Consider the following 16,784-nt stretch of genomic DNA (forward strand, 5'->3'; position numbering starts at 1 on the left):
GCAGGCGTGATAGCAATGAATCTGATGAAAACGTTTCCTGCCATTCTTCGACCCGCACCATGAACCAGTTCCTCGCCAAAGTTCCCAGGGGCTGGTTGCTGCTGGCCTGCATTGGGCTGATTGCCTTGAACATGCGCGGGCCGTTTGTGGCTGTAGCGCCCGTGGTGGATCTGCTCCGGCAGGATCTGGGCTTTTCGCCGGTGGAACTTGGATTGCTGACCGGCATCCCTGTGCTTTGTTTCTCCCTTGCCTCACCGCTGGCATCCTTGGCCGGACGCCGTCTGGGCGCCGAGTTCGCGGTGATGCTCACCTTGCTGGGCGTGCTGGCTGGTGTGGTGATCCGTTCCGTCGGTGGCGGCGCGCTGGTGATGGCAGGCACGGTGGTCATTGGCGTGGCCATCACCATTGGCAACATCGCAGTTCCGTTGATCATCCGGCGGGACTTCGCTCCGAGGCGGCAAGCGACTGCGATGGGCGTCTATACGGCGGCACTGAACATCGGATCGTTCCTCACCTCGGTGGCCACAGCACCGTTGGCTGAACTGGTGGGCTGGCGGCTTTCCTTGGCTGCAAGCGCGGTGCTGGCGCTGGCGGCCATCCTGTTCTGGATCCCCACGGTAGGTGCGAGGCGCGCTTTAGTGCCTGCCGCCGTCGTATCCTCCGCGCCGTCCGGTTCGGGGCGCGTCGCCGGTGTTGGATGGCTGACTGCAGGCTTGACCCTCGGATTCGCGGGTCAGGCGTTTTCCTACTACGGCGTCACCGCGTGGCTTCCGAGTTTCCTGTCCGACGAACTCGCGATGGACACTGCCCAAGCAGGCGCAGGTTCCTCGCTGTTCCAGATATTCGCGATCGTGGGCGGCTTGGGCGTGCCGCTCCTGGCCCGCTTCAGCAGTACGACGGCGGTCGCGGCCACCTTGAGCGCGTCGTGGCTGACGGTGCCCGTTGGTTTGTTGCTGGCGCCGTCGTGGTGGTGGCTGTGGTCTTCCCTCGGTGGGATTGCGCAGGGCGGCGGGATTACGGTGATCTTCATTGCCATCATCCAGTTCGCCCGTTCCCAGGCCGCGGCAGGGAAGATGTCCGCCGTGGTGCAGGGTGTGGGTTACTGCTTCGCTGCGCTGGCGCCGACGATTGTTGGCTACGTCCACAGTGTGACCGATGGCTGGACCGTGCCCTTGTTCGTGATCCTGGGCTCGGTGCTCGCGTTCTGTGTGTGCACCACGTTGTCCGTGCGCTGGGTATCCCGCCAGGCCTAAACCCGTCCCGGCTTAAACCCAACTGGGGGACAGCAAACGCTCCATTGAGCGCTCAGTGGAGCGTTTGCTGTCCCCTAGTTGGGTGGTTGTTCCGGTGCTGGGCTGCCTCCCCGGCCTTCGGGGTCACTTGTTGCGAAGAGTGCAGGCAGCCCAGCGACGGGGCTTGTTGGGTTGCTTTGGCGAGTGCTGCTAGGCGGCGACGAGTTCTTCTTCCGTTGCCTCTTCGCGGGCTTCGGTGAGGAAGCGGGCGTAGGCGGGGATGGTCAGGAAGGTGGGGAATTCCTCGGCCAGGGTCACTTCTTCGAAGATGGCGCGTGCATCAGCGAAGCGGTCGCCGTCGAAGCGTTCCAGTCGGGCAAATTCCTCATCCAACATGTCCTCAACCCACTCGCGGGTGATGATGTCGCCCTGGTCGGTGATGGCGTGGGAGTGGATCCACTGCCACAGCTGGGACCGGGAGATTTCGGCGGTGGCGGCGTCCTCCATCAGGTTATGGATGGCCACCGCACCGTTTCCGCGCAGCCAGGACTCGATGTACCGGATGCCTACCTCGATGTTCAGGCGAACCCCGGCCTCGGTGATGGTTCCCTGGGTGGTGGAGATGTCGATCAGGGCGCGGTCGTCCGGGGTGACGTCCTCACGGGTCTTGGCGAGTTGGTTCGGCTTCTCTCCGAGCACCGAATCGAAGACTTCGCGGCAGATGGGCACCAGGTCCGGGTGGGCCACCCAGGAGCCGTCAAAGCCGTCGTTGGCTTCGCGGGTCTTGTCCGCACGGACCTTCTCGAAGGAAGCCGCGTTGGCTGCCTCGTCCTTACGGTTCGGAACCGCTGCTGCCATGCCCCCAATTGCCATGGCTCCGCGTCGGTGGCAGGCCCGGACCAGTTGCTCGGTGTAGGCCCGCATGAACGGCTGGGTCATGGTCACCTGGCCGCGGTCCGGGAGCACGAAACGCGGGCCACGGGTCCGGAAGTTCTTGATCAGCGAGAAGATGTAGTCCCAGCGGCCGGCGTTCAAACCGCTCGCGTGGTCCCGAAGTTCGTACAGGATCTCTTCCATCTCGAAGGCAGCCGTGATGGTCTCGATCAATACCGTTGCGCGGATGGTGCCCTGGGGGATACCGAGCAGGTCCTGGGCCAGGATGAAGATGTCGTTCCACAGCCGGGCTTCGAGGTGGTTTTCGATCTTCGGCAGGTAGAAGTAGGGGCCCTTGCCCTGGGCGAGCAGGCGGCGGGCGTTGTGGAAGAAGTACAGGCCAAAGTCCACGATTCCGCCGGCGATCGGCTTGCCGTCGATCAGCATGTGCTTCTCCGGCAGGTGCCAGCCACGCGGGCGGACCACGATGGTGGGCAGCTCTTCAGCAGGACGAAGCTTGTATTCCTTGCCTTCGGGGCTGGTGAAGTCGATGCGGCGCTCCAGCGCGTCGGTCAGGTTCAGCTGGCCCTGGATCACGTTGCGCCAGGTCGGGGTGGAGGAGTCCTCCATATCCGCGAGCCAGACCTTTGCGCCGGAGTTCAAGGCGTTGATGGTCATCTTCTTATCCACCGGACCCGTAATCTCCACGCGGCGGTCCTCGAGACCCGGTGCCGGGGGAGCCACACGCCAGGACGGGTCATTGCGGATGCCCTCGGTTTCCGGCAGGAAACGGGGATCCTGGCCACTCGAAATCGCGTTACGCCGGGCGTGCCGTGCCTGCATCAGCTCCTGCCGACGATCAGCAACAGCACGGTGCAGCTTGCCGACGAACTCAAGCGCATCCGGAGTGAGGACCTCGTTCTGCCGCGAAATGGGCTGCGCGGTCAAAGTAATCCCGTTGATAGTGAAGTTGTCGGTGAAGCTGTTCATTTCAAGACTCCTAAGAAAATGTTCGACGGCGGCACTTGCGTGAGTGGGTTGGGGCCGGGATGGGAAATCCTCCGCGTGCTATTCCCCATCCCGGCCGCGGGGCCTCGCGGGGCTCGGCCGGCGTCCGGGACAGGGCCCCTTTTACGCACGCTTCCGGATTCCCCATCCCGGCCGGTGGCGGTGAGTGCCGCCGTCGTGCCTTCCGGTGAGCGAAACTGACAGCTCACCTTGGGCTGAATGTGGTTAGTGGAACTGGCCCTCTTCGGTCGATCCGACCAGTGCGAGGGTGGAGGCGTTCGGGTTGAGCGCGGTTGCGATGTCGTCGAAGTAGCCGGTGCCGACTTCGCGTTGGTGCTTGGTGGCGGTGTAGCCGCGTGATTCGGAGGCGAATTCCTTTTCCTGGAGCTCGACGTAGGCGCTCATGCCTTCACGGGCGTAGCCGTGGGCGAGGTCGAACATCGAGTAGTTCAGGGCGTGGAAGCCGGCCAGGGTGATGAACTGGAACGTGAAGCCCATGGCGCCGAGTTCGCGCTGGAACTTGGCGATGGTGGCGTCATCCAGGTGCTTGCGCCAGTTGAACGACGGGGAGCAGTTGTAGGAGAGCATCTGGTCCGGGAATTCGGCCTTGACCGATTCGGCGAACTTGCGGGCCAGCTCCAGGTCCGGGGTGCCCGTTTCCATCCAGATGAGGTCGGAGTACGGTGCGTAGGCCTTGGCACGGGCGATGCAGGGTTCGATGCCGTTGCGGACCTTGTAGAAGCCCTCCGGGGTACGTTCACCGGTGATGAATTCCTGGTCGCGTTCGTCGACGTCGGAAGTGATCAGGGTTGCTGCCTCGGCGTCGGTGCGGGCGATGACGACGGTCGGGGTACCGGCGACGTCGGCTGCCAACCGGGCTGCGTTCAGGGTCCGGATGTGCTGCTGGGTGGGGATCAGGACCTTACCGCCCAGGTGTCCGCACTTTTTTTCGGATGCGAGCTGGTCTTCCCAGTGAACACCCGAGGCGCCGGCGGTAATCATGGATTTCATGAGCTCGTAGGCGTTGAGCGGGCCACCGAAGCCGGCCTCGGCGTCGGCGACGATCGGGACCAGCCAGTCCTCAACGGTCTTGACGCCCTCGGCATATTCGATCTGGTCTGCGCGGAGCAGTGCGTTGTTGATGCGGCGGACAACCTGCGGCACCGAGTTGGCCGGGTACAGGGACTGGTCCGGGTAGGTGTGACCGGAGAGGTTGGCATCGGCTGCAACCTGCCAGCCGGACAGGTAGATGGCTCGCAGTCCAGCCTTGACCTGCTGTACCGCTTGGTTGCCGGTCAGCGCACCGAGGGCGTTGGTGTAGCCGCCGTTGGGGGCTTCCTCGGTGAGCTGCTTCCAGAGCTTCTCCGAACCGCGGCGGGACAGGGTGTGCTCTTCGGAGACGCGGCCGCGGAGACGGACGACGTCGGTAGCCGAGTAATCGCGGGTGACGCCCTCCCAGCGCGGGTTGGCGGACCATTCAAGTTCCAGCGCTGCTGCCTGCTGTTCGGCGGTCTGCTCTGCTGGTTCAAACGATGCGGTCATTGCATGTCTCCTCATATCCTGGCGGGGCTCCCCGGGGCCGGCCTCCGCTGCTTCCTTGCTGCTTCGGCCGGCTTGACCGGGGTCTGTATTTCTTTTCGTGAGAACTACTTTTCTGCACTTTCAAGAGGCTTTCTAGAGGAAAAGTATGGAAAGAAATGCACTTCTTCGCGTATTCTCAAGAAATGTCGCCTTCAAGCTGGAATCGCGACGTCGCGTCGCCGTCGTCGTCCGTCCCGTCCCCTGAACTGGACGTCATCAGCCTCGGCCGCCGCGTGCGCCATTTACGCAAGCAGGCCGGCCTGACGCTCGATGACCTGAGTGCCGCCGTCGGGACCGCACCAAGCCAGCTGAGCCTGATTGAAAACGGCAAGCGCGAGCCCAAACTGGGGCTGCTTCAGCAGCTGGCCGCGTCCCTCAACGTGAGCATCGACCAATTGCTGGGAGCAGAGCCTCCGAGCCGCCGCGCGGCCTTGGAAATCGAGCTGGAAAGGTACCAGCGCGGACCTCTGTACGAATCGCTGAACCTGCCCAAAATCCGCATCAGCTCGCGGCTTCCGCTGGAGGTTCTGGAGTCGCAGGTGGGGCTGCTTCAGGAGCTCGAACGCAAACTTAATGAGCAAGCCGCGACGCCGGAAGAAGCCCGCCGCGCGAACGGCGAGTTGCGTGCCATGATGCGCGAGCGCGGTAACTATTTCCCCGAGTATGAGGCCGAGGCGCAGAAGGTCCTCAAAGGGGTCGGCTACACCACGGGTCCGCTGAGCCAGCACGTCATTGCGGACATCGCCGAGAACCTCGGTTTTTCGCTTCACCATGTGGGTGACCTGCCGCATTCCACGCGTTCCGTGACGGATTTGAAGAACCGCAGAATTTACCTGACACAGAACCAGAGGCAGGACCACGACCCCCGCTCTGTGCTGCTGCAGGCGCTGGGGCACTACGTCCTTGGGCATGAAACTCCGCGGAACTACGGCGATTTCCTGGCCCAGCGGGTGGCAACCAACTACTTCGCTGCGGCCTTGTTGCTGCCCGAGCACGCCACAGTGGAGTTCCTGCAAAAGGCCAAAGCCGCCAAGGAAATCGCGGTGGAGGACATCCGCGATGCCTTCGCCGTGTCGTACGAAACCGCCGCGCACCGCTTCACCAACCTGGCCACCAAGCACCTGGGCATCACCACGCACTTCCAGAAGACCCACCAGTCCGGCATCATCTACAAGGCCTACGAGAACGACGGCGTGACGTTCCCGCAGGATCACACCGGGGCGATCGAGGGGCAGCCGTCGTGCAAGGCGTGGACCTCGCGGGCTGTGTTCGATGTGCCGGACAAGTTCAGCGCCTACAGCCAATACACCGACACGCCGTCCGGAACGTACTGGTGCACGGCCCGCACCGAGCGCTCGGCCTCGGGGGAGTTTTCCCTGAGCATCGGGGTTCCGTACCAGCACGTGAAGTGGTTCCGGGGCCGTGAAACCACTGCCCGAGCAACGTCGAACTGCCCGGATCCCAACTGCTGCAAGCGTCCGCCGGCTGCGCTGGCCGATGAGTGGGCCGGAAACGCCTGGCCTTCGGCCCGGGCTCACTCACACCTGCTCGCCGCGATGCCTCCGGGGGCGTTCCCCGGCGTGGACGAGACCGAGGTGTACTCCTTCCTGGAGGCTCACTCCGGGCGCTGAGTCTCTCGGTGGCCGGTGGCTCGGGGCGCGTGGGCTTGCAGGACTGCGGCTCGAGTTCGCGGGAACCTTGCGGGACTGCGGCTCGAGTTCGCGGGAACCTTGCGGGATCGCTGGAAGTTTCCGGGCGATCTCGCCGCTTTCCCACGAACTCGCGGCGCCAAAGGGCTAGGGAACCAGCCGCGCCACCAGCACTGCCGCAGCGTTGACGACGTCGTCCGCCGCCTTTTTGGTGGCACTCAAGGCGACCTCGTGGCCGGCAACCGTAATGATGTCCGTGATCACCGCGACGGTGAGCCGTCCCAGGGTGTCCTCGCTGGTTCCGAGCAGCACCGAGTTTTGGCGGACCCATTCACGGCCGCGTTCACGACGGAGGACCTCAAAGCCCGGGGGAGTGTCGCCCTCGATGAACACGCGCTCCAAGTCACGGTGCTTCCAGGTGTACTCGAAGTAGCTGCGGCTGCCGACGTTGAACAGGGCAAGTGGATCGGTTTCCCCGGCTTTGCGGGCCTTGGCCACTGCGGCAGCTACAAGGCGTTCGTGCTCGTTTTGGTAATCGTCCCAGAGGGCCAGGAAGAGCTCGGTCTTGCCGCCAAAGTGGTGGTAGAGGCTGCCAACGCTGGATCCTGCGCGGGCCACGACGTCGGAGATGCTGGCGTCCGTGAAGCCGTGTTCCACGAACACGTCGGCGGCTGCATCCAACAGGTTGCGCTGCGTTGCCGCGGTGCGTGTCCACTTCCAGGAGCCCGCGGAGGTTGCTGCTTCGGAGGTTTTGCGGACCAAACCGGAACTCCCTTCACGGATGGGCCAGGAACCGGCGTGTTTCACCGTTACTTTCTGGAATCCTACCCCCGAAATTATCCACATAGCCAGCAGTGACCCTTGACCAGCGCAACAGGGACGGGAAATAATTTTGGAAGTCGGTTCTAGAAATACATATTGCGGCATATATCCGAATGCTGCGATTTTTGACGTGGGACGCCCCGAAACCCGGGTGCCGTTTTCGCCGTCGGGCTGCAACTGGTTGAATCGCTATATAGCGCCAACTGGTCGCAGCCAACCAAGCCAGAGAGGAACGCGGCCTGATGTCCGTTTCAAGCAAGTCGTCCGGGATCACGTCGAACAGGTGGTTCAAACCCGTCGTCGTCACTGCGGGAGCTTTGGTGGTGGCCCTGATCCTGGTTCTCCTGGCACAGTGGCTCCGAACCCTGCAGCCGGTGCAGCAATTCCTGACGGATTACCCTGGCCACTCAGCGATCCCCGAGGGTACGCCCACAGGGTTCCCTGCCTGGCTTGGCTGGCAGCACTTCCTCAACATGTTCTTCATTGTCCTGATCATCCGGTCGGGCTGGCAGGTGCGCACCACTACCCGCCCGCCGGCGTATTGGACCAGGAACAACAAGGGCTTCATCAAGACCAAGAACCCGCCCAGCAAAATCAGCCTGGACCTCTGGTTCCACCTGACACTGGACGCCTTGTGGGTCCTGAACGGCATCATCTTCATCGTGCTGCTCTTCGCGACCGGCCAATGGTTGAGGATCGTTCCGACCAACTGGGACGTCTTCCCGAACGCGGTTTCGGCCGGCCTTCAGTACGCCTCGCTGAACTGGCCCGTTGAGAACGGCTGGAACAACTACAACAGCCTCCAGCTCCTGACCTACTTCATCACTGTCTTCATCGCCGCGCCGCTAGCCATCATCACAGGCATTCGGATGTCCGGCGCCTGGCCCAAGAAGGCCGCCATCAACAAGTTCTACCCGATCGAGCTGGCCCGCAAGATCCACTTCCCGGTGATGATCTACTTCGTGGCGTTCGTAATTGTTCACGTCACCCTGGTGCTGGCCACCGGCGCGCTGAACAACCTGAACCACATGTACGCGTCCAACAACGACTACAGCTGGTGGGGCTTCGGAATCTTCGCGGCCTCCATCGTCTTCACAGCCGCCGCCTGGTTCCTGGCACGGCCGTTGTTCCTGCGCCCGATCGCCTCGCTGATGGGCAAGGTTTCGCGCTAGTTCATATGCAAAAACAGCCGCTCCGGAAGGTTTCCGGAGCGGCTGTTTTGGTCTTAGGAGGCTAGCTCAACGCCCCACCCTGCCACAGCGCATCAAACGGTGCGCCGGAGGACACCCGGTTCTTGATGCCCGCCGTGACGAAGGCCTTGGCGGTGCGGGCGGCTTCCAGGGGCGTCGCGCCCTTGGCCAGCTCCGCGGTTACAGCCGCAGCAAGCGAGCAGCCGGCACCAGAGACCGCAACTTCGCCAACCTTCGGCGCGCGCAGGACTTCCAGCGTTTCGCCGTCGTAGTAGACGTCGACGGCGTCGGGTCCTTCCAGCCGCACCCCGCCTTTGGCAAGGACTGCTGCGCCGCTGACCTCGTGGATCCGGATGGCTGCGGCCTTCAGGGATTCCTCGTCCGTGATCGTGAGCCCTGACAACGACTCGGCTTCGAAGTGGTTGGGCGTGACGAACGTGGCCAGTGGCAGGATCTGCGCCTTCAAAGCCTGGTCGGTGTCCAGGGCGTGGCCGGGCTCCTGGCCTTTGCAGATCAACACGGGGTCGAGCACCACGTGATTGAAGGAGCCATCCGCCAGGGCCTTCTCCACTGTGCTGATGGTTGCCGGGCTTCCCAGCATCCCGATCTTCACGGTGTCCAGAACCGAAGGTGCGCCTGAAGCGGCGCCGTATGCCGCCGTCGTGGCTTCCAGCTGGTCCGCGATGACCTGCTGGTCCACCGGCACGAAACGGTGGTTCCAGTTGTCCTGCGGGTTGAAGGAAACGATGCAGGTGAGGTTCGCGATTCCGAACACACCGAGTTCCTGGAAGGTCTTGAGATCGGCCTGCGCGCCGGCGCCACCGGTCGCTTCGGAGCCGGCGATGGTCAGGGCAATGGCTGGGGCAACGGCGGAAGTCATGATTCCATTTTGGCAGTTGCTCCTGTGCGACTCCTAAACGGGGCTAGCCGTGCAAGGCCCGGTAAGCAGCCTCGGCAGCCGGATGCAAGGGCACACCAGCGGTGTTGATCAGCGTTTCCGGGCTGAGGAACTGAACTCCTGCGCTCGACTTCGGCACCAGGTCCTGGGCCTTTTCCACCATGAGTTCCACGGTCTGCCGAACAACGTGGTCTGCCAAGTCGCTGCGGCACAGGAGCAGGTTGGCGACGCCCACAGTCCACACCGCAGGAGCGTTGCCGTAGCTGTTGGCTGGAATGAGGACGCGGTCGTAGAAGAAACCGGACTCCGCACGCGTTGCCGGGATCAGCCCCGAAAGATCAAGCAGCCGGACGCCGATGTCCTGGGCACCAGCGGCGATGGGCGCCGTCGGGACGCCACCGGACTGAATCATGACGTCGATTGATCCGTCGGCAAGGGCCGCTATGGCTTGGTTCAAGCCGAGGTTGACCTGTTTCAAGGCCTTGTCCGGCGGTGCCGTCTGCGGCGCAAGACCCGCCGCGGCAATGATCCTGCCGGCCGTAAGGGTGGTTCCCGAACCAACTTCGCCCACCCCCGCGGTCTTACCGGCGAGGTCCGCGAACGTCCGGATGGCGCTGTCCTCCCGCACGATGCAGTGGACGTAGTTCTGGTACACCTTGCCGAGGGCAACCAGTCGTCCTTCGCTGTGGCTGCTGGCGGCGGGTTGGGCGGCGGCGTCGGCCAGGGCGACGGCGAAGGTCGCCTCGCCGGACAACACCCGCTGGATGTTCTCGAGACTGCCGCCGGTGGTCAGCGCCCGGGCCTTGTCCGCGATGCGTTCGCGTTGCAGCAAGTCGGCCAAGAGCGCGGCGAATTCAAGGTAGAAGCCGCCCTGTTCGCCGCCGGCCACAGTGAGTTCTTGAGGCTTCTCCGCCGGGGAACAGCCAACAGCCGAAGCCAGCACACCGAACGACATGGCGGCTCTCATGGCGTTCCGCCGCGAGATCGCGGGAAAGTCAGGCATCGGAACCCTTCCTTAGGCCCCCGAATTCCAAGCGAACCGTCAATCCGTGTGGCTTGCTGTCTTCCAGCACCAACCTCGCCCCGTTCGCTTCCGCCAACCGTTCCACGATCGTCATCCCCAGGCCGTTGCCGGGGATGCTGTTGTGTTGGGGCGCCCGCCAGAACCGGCTGGTGGACGCGGCACGCTGATCGGCTGGGAGGCCGGGACCGTCGTCGGAAATCACGACGGCGGTGCCTCCTTGGGCGGGGTGGGTCGCCACTTCGATGTGGGCGGCCGGGGCGTATTTGATGGCGTTGGCCAGGAGCTCACCGACCATATGCGCGAGTTCTTCCGGGTTGCAGGCGATGGTGATTGGCCGTGGCGGCTGGCTGAGCCTGATTGTGGCGCCTGTCTGAGCGGCCGCGGGGGATGCCCGTTCCACTTCTCCTTGCAGGATGGGAAAGGGGTCGATCACCGAAAGGCGCTGGTTTTGAGACTCCTGATCGGCGTGGGCAGCCCCCGCGGAGGCGCGATGCTCCGCCGTCGCCAGCTTCAGCACGCCGTCGAGCATTCCTTCCACCCGCTCAAGCTCGGCCACGACCTCGGCAGCGGCGGCCTTCTCCGGTTCGGAACGGAGCGCCAGCTGCAGCAGATCGATCCTCAAACGCAAGGCCCCGACCGGGTTGCGGAGCTGGTGCGAGGTGTCCGCGATGAGGCGGCGCTGCGATTCCATGCTCTGGCTCACTGTGTTGGCCATGGTGGTGAACGAGCGGCTGAGTTCACGCAGTTCCGGTGGGCCCGCTTCGGGGAGTTGGCTGGTGGTGCCTGTGGCTTCGAGCTCGTGGACGGCTTTGCTGAGCCGTTGGACCGGGCGCAGCACCCACGCCGTGACGCGCGCGGCCGCCAACAGGAGCAGGGTGCCAAGCGCCAGGGCGGCCACCCCGACGACGAGCCACCGCTCCCGCAACTTCTGGCGGGCGACGTCGAGATCCACTTCCACCACTACCTCGCCGAGGACCTGGCTGGCCGTGCCGAAGGAACGGGAGATGGTTTGGTTGCCTGTCCCGAAGGCGCGAACGGGATCCAAGGTGGTGTCGCTGAGGTTCAGGCTTGCCCGGCCGAGTGCGTCCCGGACCTGTGGCTGGTCATCGCGAAGTTCCCCTGAGTGGAGGGTTTGGCCTTGCATATGGATCAGGATTCCTTCGCCATACAGCTCGGAGTAGCGGTTCATTTCACGTTGGAGTTGGGTGGTGTTGTTGTCCTCCAGGGCGTCAGTTGCCAGCTGCGCGAAGCGGTTCAGGGCGGCGACGCGGTTGATTTGCAGCTCCTGGGTGAGCTCGCGGCTGGCCGATGTCAGGATCACGCTGGACACCGTCACCACGATGATCACCACCAACAGGCTCAGGATGCCCAGGACCCGGAGTTTCACGGCTGCTCGACGCGGTAGCCGACGCCCCGGACATTGATGATGAACCCCGGCATCTTGAGCTTGGATCTGAGGCCCGTCAGGTGCACGTCCAGTGAACGGGAATGGGCCAGGAAGGCATCGCCCCAGAGGGCATCCAGGATCTGCTCCCGGGTGACCACGGAGCCCGCGTTTTTTGCAAGCAACGCGAGGAGGTCGAATTCCGTCGCTGTGAGGGGGAGTTCCCCGTTGCCGATCGATGCAACGCGACGGTCAACGTCAACTTCCAGTTCGCCAAGGACGATCGTGTGGGGAGCTTCCTGGCCGGCGCGGTTGGTTCGACGCGTCACGGCCTCGATACGGGCCAGCAATTCCACGAGTTTCACGGGTTTGACCAGGTAGTCGTCCGCACCTGAACGGAGGCCGAGGACCACGCTGCGTTCGTCATCGCGGGCCGTCAGGATCAGGATGGGGATATCCGTGACCTGGCGCAGTTTCCTGAGGACGTCCAAGCCGTCCAGATCCGGCAGGCCCAGGTCCAACAGGATCACCTCGTGCTGCCGGTGGGCCAGAAGCGCGTCCTCGCCCCTGGATACCCGGGTGTGCTTGTGCCCGGCGGAGGAGACGGCGGCGCTCAAGGCCGAGGCCATGGCGTCGTCATCCTCGACGATGAGCACGTGCAAGGTGGTTCCTTTGGTTTTCTATCGGGTTGGCCCTTTGAGCTTAACCGTGTGAGGCCCGCTCTGCGCCCTTCGGGGTAGCCAAAGGGCGCAGAGCGGGCCTCGCAAGGGGGCATTTAGGCGTCGATCAGGTCCTTCTTGTCGTCGCCCCGGCCCTTCCAAGCGTGGCCCTGCTCAGTATCCAGGTGCGTGGCCTTCTTGTTCTTCAGGGCGAACACGTAGACCAGCAATGAGATAAAGATTGCTGCCGTGACGTAGGTGAAGAACAAGTCCTCCTGACCGGCCTTCTGCAACGCTGCGCCGATCAGCGGGACCGTGCCACCAAAGAGCGAGTTGGCGATTGCGTAGCCCAGGCCGACGCCGAGGGCGCGGATGGAAGCCGGGAACAGTTCGGCCTTCACGAGGGCGTTGATGGAGGTGTAACCACCAACCATCAGCAGGCCACCCATCATGAGCAGGAAGGCAACAAAGGGATCCTTGGTGCCTGCAAGAGTGGAGAGCAGCGGCCACGTGAACAGCACGCCGGTCACACCGAACCATACAAGCAACGGCTTGCGGCCGATCTTGTCCGAGATCAGGCCATACACGGGCTGCAGCAGCATGAAGATGAAGAGGGCCCAGAAGTTGATCACCGACGTGTCCGTCTTGGCGATGCCGGAGGTATCGTTCATGAACTTCAGGATGAAGTTGGTGTAGGTGTAGAACGCCACCGTGCCGCCAAGCGTGATGCCGATGCAGATCAGCAACGGCTTCCAGTGCTTGGTGAACAGGAGCTTCATGGTGCCGGGCTGTGCTTCGCCTGCCACCTTGACGTGTGCCGCGCGGATCTGGTCAGCGGAGACCGTTTCTTCCATGGAACGGCGCAGCCACAGGACCACAAGCGCCGCCACGCCACCGATCGCGAACGGTATACGCCAGCCCCACTCGGTCAGGGCTTCTTTGGTCATGGTGTTCTGCAGGATCACGAGCACCAAAAGCGCCAGCATCTGACCGCCGACAAGCGTCACGTACTGGAAGCTCGAGAAGAAGCCGCGGCGCTTGGCGGTTGCTGCCTCGGACATATACGTGGCGCTGGTTCCGTACTCACCGCCGACAGAGAAGCCCTGGACCACCCGGACGAAGACCAACAAGATGAGCGCCCACAGGCCAATGACATCCTGGGTTGGGAGGATGGCGATAGCGAATGAACCGGCCGACATCATGGTGACGCTCAGCGTCAGCGCGGCCTTGCGGCCCTTCCGGTCCGCGTAGCGGCCGAAGAACCAGCTGCCGATGGGACGCATGAGGAACGACGTCGAGAAGACGGCCATCGCTTCGAGGCCGGCCTGGAGGTCGTCCGAGGAGTTGAAGAAGTGCGACTGGAAATACGCCGCAAACGCCGTGTAGACGTACACGTCGAACCACTCCACGAGGTTGCCCGCGGAGCCCTTGAGGATGTTGCTCACTGCCTTGCGGGTCTGGGCGGCTTCGCTCAGAGGTGCAGCTTGTTGGGTGCTCATCAATGAACCTTCCTGGACGGCAGCAGCTGAGGCGGCCGTGTCTTGCATGTGTTCGTTCTGTCCATGAAGCGGGTGCTCATGGCTTCGTTGCGCATGGCTCTTCGTCGACTAAGAAAGGCCCTCTTGGGGGTGAAGAGGACGTATTCCAAACTATGGGTGATGCACGGCACAGCCAACGCGGGGGCGGATTTCCTAACACTTCCTTAGGTTTCGGGCGTACGCTCGCTCAGGTTCCGCGGGTTTCACGCGCACGCTCGGTCACGTCCCGCGCCTTTCACGCGCACGCTCGGTCACGTCCCGCGGGCTTGGGGCGCACGCTCGGTCACGTCCCGCGGGCTTGGGGCGCACGCTCACTCATATTCCATGGCCCGGACTGGGATCTTTGACGCGAACCATCTTCCAAATTGAGAGTCGTCCAAAGCCGGCCGCAATGGCCATGGACAACGAGAACAAGATCGGGCCAGCCGCGGACAGCCCGCCCAACGGCGCGCTCATGAGCAAAGGGGCTGCGAAGAAGGCGGCCACATGCATCCATTGGTTGGGTATGCGTCGCAGGATCAGGCCGAGGAGAGATCCGGCGGCAGCACCCACAACCCACACTGGGAGAAGACTGTAAATGAAGAAGATGATGGCCCATACGCCGGGTGACTGGGCTGCAAGCAATAGGCAGAAGGTCAGATGCGCCACCGCGACGCCAACCGCGCGGCCTCCTCCTCCGATCACTACCCGGTCTTTCGATCCGTATCGCCATCCATTCCGTGCCCCAGGCGTATTAATCCCGTACCCAGACTCGTTTATCCAGCTGCCATCGTCCATGGGTTACCCCGGATTTTGTGAGTGGGGGTTTGAGGGAAGGGGCGGATAGGTGAGTGAGGGATGGTCGTTGACCATGACGAGTTTCCAGATGGCGAGTCGTCCGACGCCGGCCGCAAGCGCTGCAGGCAGTGTCATATGAAACAAAGTGTGAGCGGTCCACCCCGTGAAGGAAGCGCCAACTAGATTTCCCACAAGAGCTCCTGCGAGGGTGAAGGCAGCTACGTGAACCCATTGGCTGCGAACGCTGCGCAACACTTTGCCCAGCAGCATCGCCGTAGGGACCGCTACCACGCAGATAGGAATGGCGCCAAAGGCCATGAGGATAGGTAGCCATGAAAGCTGATAGTCGGCATATTGCGGGCTTCGAAGGGCGCCGATGACTCCCGGCACCAGAAAGAACACAATGTCTGAAAGTAGAACTCCCACCACTAGGCCCTTCCGGCCCAGCACCACGCGGTCCTTGGGCCCGTAAGGCCACGGTGTCCCCGTTGCTTCTGGCTTCACCGGTTTCCCTCGGCGATCTCATTGAGCGCACCGGCCAGCGACGGGTACTCACACGCGAATCCAGCATCGAGCAGTTTGCGGGGCTCAACCCATCGACTCTTCAGCACCAGCTCGGTCTGAGTCCGGATGAGAACAGCCCCGGCCTCAAGCAGCCATGCAGGGGTCGGAACGCCGAACGGGACACCCAGGCTCTGTCGCACCAGAGCCATGAGCTCACCATTTTCCACCGGGTAGGGCGAGGCGGCGTTGACGGGACCAGTCAGCTCTGGCCGTTCGTGAATGAACAGCACCGCTCGAAACAAGTCCTCCACATGGATCCAGCTGAACTTCTGCGTGCCCGGACCCATGTGCCCGCCCAGGCCAAGACGGGCGAGGTTCCGGAGGGGACCCATGACGCCGCCGGCGCCCAGCACGATCGCAATGCGCAGCGGTACCTTCCGCGTAGCCGGCACAACAGCCCCCGCTAACTCCTCCTCCCAAGCACGCGCCACGTCCACGGAGAACCCGCTGCCCAATTCGCCCGAGGCCTCTGACTGCGGTCGATCCTCAGCGTGCCGGTAAATGGTTCCGGTACTCGAGTTGATCCACGTCCGTGGAGGTTCGGCACAAGCAGCAGCCGCCCGTCCCAGAGCCCGGGTCGTCAAAACCCGCGATTCCAGGATCTCCCGTCGGTGGCGCTCGTTGTAACGGCAATTCACGGAGCGTCCGGCGAGGTTCACCAACAGCTCGGCGCCGTTCAGCGCTTTGGTGATGGCGGCGTCGTCGTCCCATTGCGCGTTGGCCGACGCGGCCCGCCCAACCGTCCGGACCTGCCAACCATCCTCACGAAAGCGTCGCGCGAAGTAGCTGCCGATGAAGCCGGACGCCCCTGCGATCACCACAGTTTTCATGAGGCTTCCTTCACGCTGCGCACGAGTCCGAGGACGTCGTCGAACACCTTGCCCACCCCCGGAATCTTCGCGAGCGAGAGGCCGCGGGCAACCAGCGGCGCTGCGCCGTCGATGAGCCTGCGTGTGCGGCGTTGGCCCTCGGATTTGTCGTAGACCCAAAACAGTGCGACACCCATGTACGCCAGCCACAGCAGTTCGGGCAGGTCGCCGCGCAGCTTCTTGGCGACGGCGGGCGAGGAACCGTCGACGGCGGTGCGGAAGATCGCGAGCGACGCGTCCCGGGCGGCGGTGGACGCCTCTCCGAACGGATTGACGGGCGACGTTGGCCGGATCGCCGTTGCGATGAAATCGGAACCGAACTGGTGATACGGCGTCATGACATCGATGCCGGTGTGAAGGACCGCCTTCAGTCGACCGGCGAGATCCTGAACGTTTTCTAGGGCCTGGGCGGCAGCCACGGCGTGCTCATCCTGCACCTGGATGTAGAGCTCCTGGACGAGGTCGTCCTTGGAAGCGAAGTAGTAGTAGGCGTTGCCGACCGACACCCCGGCCTCCTGGGCGATGGCGCGCATGGTGGTCTTCTCGAAGCCGATCTCGCGGAACATCTTCAGCGCGACGTCGGCCACTAGTTGGCGGGTCTGTTCACTTTTCGCAGCCATGGGTTGCTCCTTGCGGTTTTGAACGTGTTCAGAAACGAGTATTGCATATTCTTGAACGTGTTCAAAAGGGGCAAGCGGGTGGGGTGTGAGTGAGGG

The 16,784-nt window shown here is 63.3% G+C and carries 15 protein-coding genes; 3 read left to right on the forward strand and 12 right to left on the reverse strand.

Translation table 11 applies throughout. The features are described 5' to 3' along the window. Positions 1 to 59: 59 nt before the first annotated feature. Complete coding sequence (locus ACFVSI_RS08210; RefSeq protein ID WP_387821791.1) at positions 60 to 1,253, forward strand: CynX/NimT family MFS transporter; 1,194 nt, start codon at positions 60 to 62, stop codon at positions 1,251 to 1,253. Positions 1,254 to 1,442: 189 nt separating this feature from the next. Here the strand turns inward: ACFVSI_RS08210 and aceB are convergent, their stop codons facing one another. Then, entirely contained in the window at positions 1,443 to 3,095 is a 1,653-nt protein-coding gene (gene aceB / locus ACFVSI_RS08215; RefSeq protein WP_387821793.1) for a malate synthase A, read from the reverse strand. 243 nt (positions 3,096 to 3,338) lie between these two features. Continuing rightward, positions 3,339 to 4,655, reverse strand: coding sequence for an isocitrate lyase (gene aceA / locus ACFVSI_RS08220; protein ID WP_387821795.1), 1,317 nt, complete (start codon positions 4,653 to 4,655; stop codon positions 3,339 to 3,341). Positions 4,656 to 4,810: 155 nt separating this feature from the next. Between aceA and ACFVSI_RS08225 the strand changes: the two genes are divergently transcribed. Then, a complete protein-coding gene (locus ACFVSI_RS08225) occupies positions 4,811 to 6,325 on the forward strand; it encodes an XRE family transcriptional regulator (RefSeq protein WP_144661492.1) in 1,515 nt (504 codons plus the stop codon). A 165-nt stretch (positions 6,326 to 6,490) separates the two neighbouring features. Here the strand turns inward: ACFVSI_RS08225 and ACFVSI_RS08230 are convergent, their stop codons facing one another. Beyond that, positions 6,491 to 7,150 (reverse strand): TetR/AcrR family transcriptional regulator, encoded by a 660-nt coding sequence (locus ACFVSI_RS08230; protein ID WP_387821799.1) that lies wholly within the window; start codon positions 7,148 to 7,150, stop codon positions 6,491 to 6,493. A 257-nt stretch (positions 7,151 to 7,407) separates the two neighbouring features. Here ACFVSI_RS08230 and ACFVSI_RS08235 point away from each other — a divergent pair, with 257 nt between their 5' ends. Beyond that, a complete protein-coding gene (locus ACFVSI_RS08235) occupies positions 7,408 to 8,337 on the forward strand; it encodes a cytochrome b/b6 domain-containing protein (protein WP_387821801.1) in 930 nt (309 codons plus the stop codon). A 61-nt stretch (positions 8,338 to 8,398) separates the two neighbouring features. On the opposite strand, the gene ACFVSI_RS08240 is transcribed toward ACFVSI_RS08235, so the two are convergent. The 9 genes from ACFVSI_RS08240 to ACFVSI_RS08280 all read right to left on the reverse strand — a co-directional run bounded on the left by ACFVSI_RS08240 (position 8,399) and on the right by ACFVSI_RS08280 (position 16,688). Next, positions 8,399 to 9,235: a hydroxymethylpyrimidine/phosphomethylpyrimidine kinase gene (locus tag ACFVSI_RS08240; protein ID WP_387821803.1), complete on the reverse strand. Its 837-nt coding sequence runs from the start codon at positions 9,233 to 9,235 to the stop codon at positions 8,399 to 8,401. A gap of 43 nt (positions 9,236 to 9,278) precedes the next feature. Continuing rightward, positions 9,279 to 10,256 carry a TAXI family TRAP transporter solute-binding subunit gene (locus tag ACFVSI_RS08245; protein ID WP_387821806.1) on the reverse strand — a complete coding sequence of 326 codons (978 nt, stop codon included), beginning with the start codon at positions 10,254 to 10,256 and terminating at the stop codon, positions 9,279 to 9,281. Next, positions 10,249 to 11,664 carry a sensor histidine kinase gene (locus ACFVSI_RS08250; protein WP_387821809.1) on the reverse strand — a complete coding sequence of 472 codons (1,416 nt, stop codon included), beginning with the start codon at positions 11,662 to 11,664 and terminating at the stop codon, positions 10,249 to 10,251. The genes ACFVSI_RS08245 and ACFVSI_RS08250 overlap by 8 nt, the downstream gene beginning before the upstream one ends. Continuing rightward, a complete protein-coding gene (locus tag ACFVSI_RS08255) occupies positions 11,661 to 12,323 on the reverse strand; it encodes a response regulator transcription factor (protein WP_387821812.1) in 663 nt (220 codons plus the stop codon). The genes ACFVSI_RS08250 and ACFVSI_RS08255 overlap by 4 nt, the downstream gene beginning before the upstream one ends. A gap of 113 nt (positions 12,324 to 12,436) precedes the next feature. After that, the gene (locus ACFVSI_RS08260) at positions 12,437 to 13,819 is read right to left on the reverse strand and encodes an MFS transporter (protein ID WP_387821815.1); all 1,383 of its coding nucleotides are present in this window, start codon (positions 13,817 to 13,819) and stop codon (positions 12,437 to 12,439) included. Between the two features lie 354 nt (positions 13,820 to 14,173). Next, positions 14,174 to 14,542 (reverse strand): hypothetical protein, encoded by a 369-nt coding sequence (locus ACFVSI_RS08265; protein ID WP_387821818.1) that lies wholly within the window; start codon positions 14,540 to 14,542, stop codon positions 14,174 to 14,176. Positions 14,543 to 14,638: 96 nt separating this feature from the next. Then, on the reverse strand, positions 14,639 to 15,139 hold the full coding sequence (locus ACFVSI_RS08270; protein ID WP_387821819.1) for a hypothetical protein: 501 nt from the start codon (positions 15,137 to 15,139) through the stop codon (positions 14,639 to 14,641). Further along, positions 15,136 to 16,029: a TIGR01777 family oxidoreductase gene (locus tag ACFVSI_RS08275; protein ID WP_387821821.1), complete on the reverse strand. Its 894-nt coding sequence runs from the start codon at positions 16,027 to 16,029 to the stop codon at positions 15,136 to 15,138. Before ACFVSI_RS08275 ends, ACFVSI_RS08270 begins: the two co-directional genes overlap by 4 nt. Further along, entirely contained in the window at positions 16,026 to 16,688 is a 663-nt protein-coding gene (locus ACFVSI_RS08280; RefSeq protein ID WP_387821822.1) for a TetR/AcrR family transcriptional regulator, read from the reverse strand. Before ACFVSI_RS08280 ends, ACFVSI_RS08275 begins: the two co-directional genes overlap by 4 nt. Between the last annotated feature and the right edge of the window lie 96 nt (positions 16,689 to 16,784).

Origin of the sequence: Paenarthrobacter sp. NPDC057981, assembly GCF_042886835.1 — a bacterium.
Taxonomy (GTDB): Bacteria; Actinomycetota; Actinomycetes; order Actinomycetales; family Micrococcaceae; genus Arthrobacter.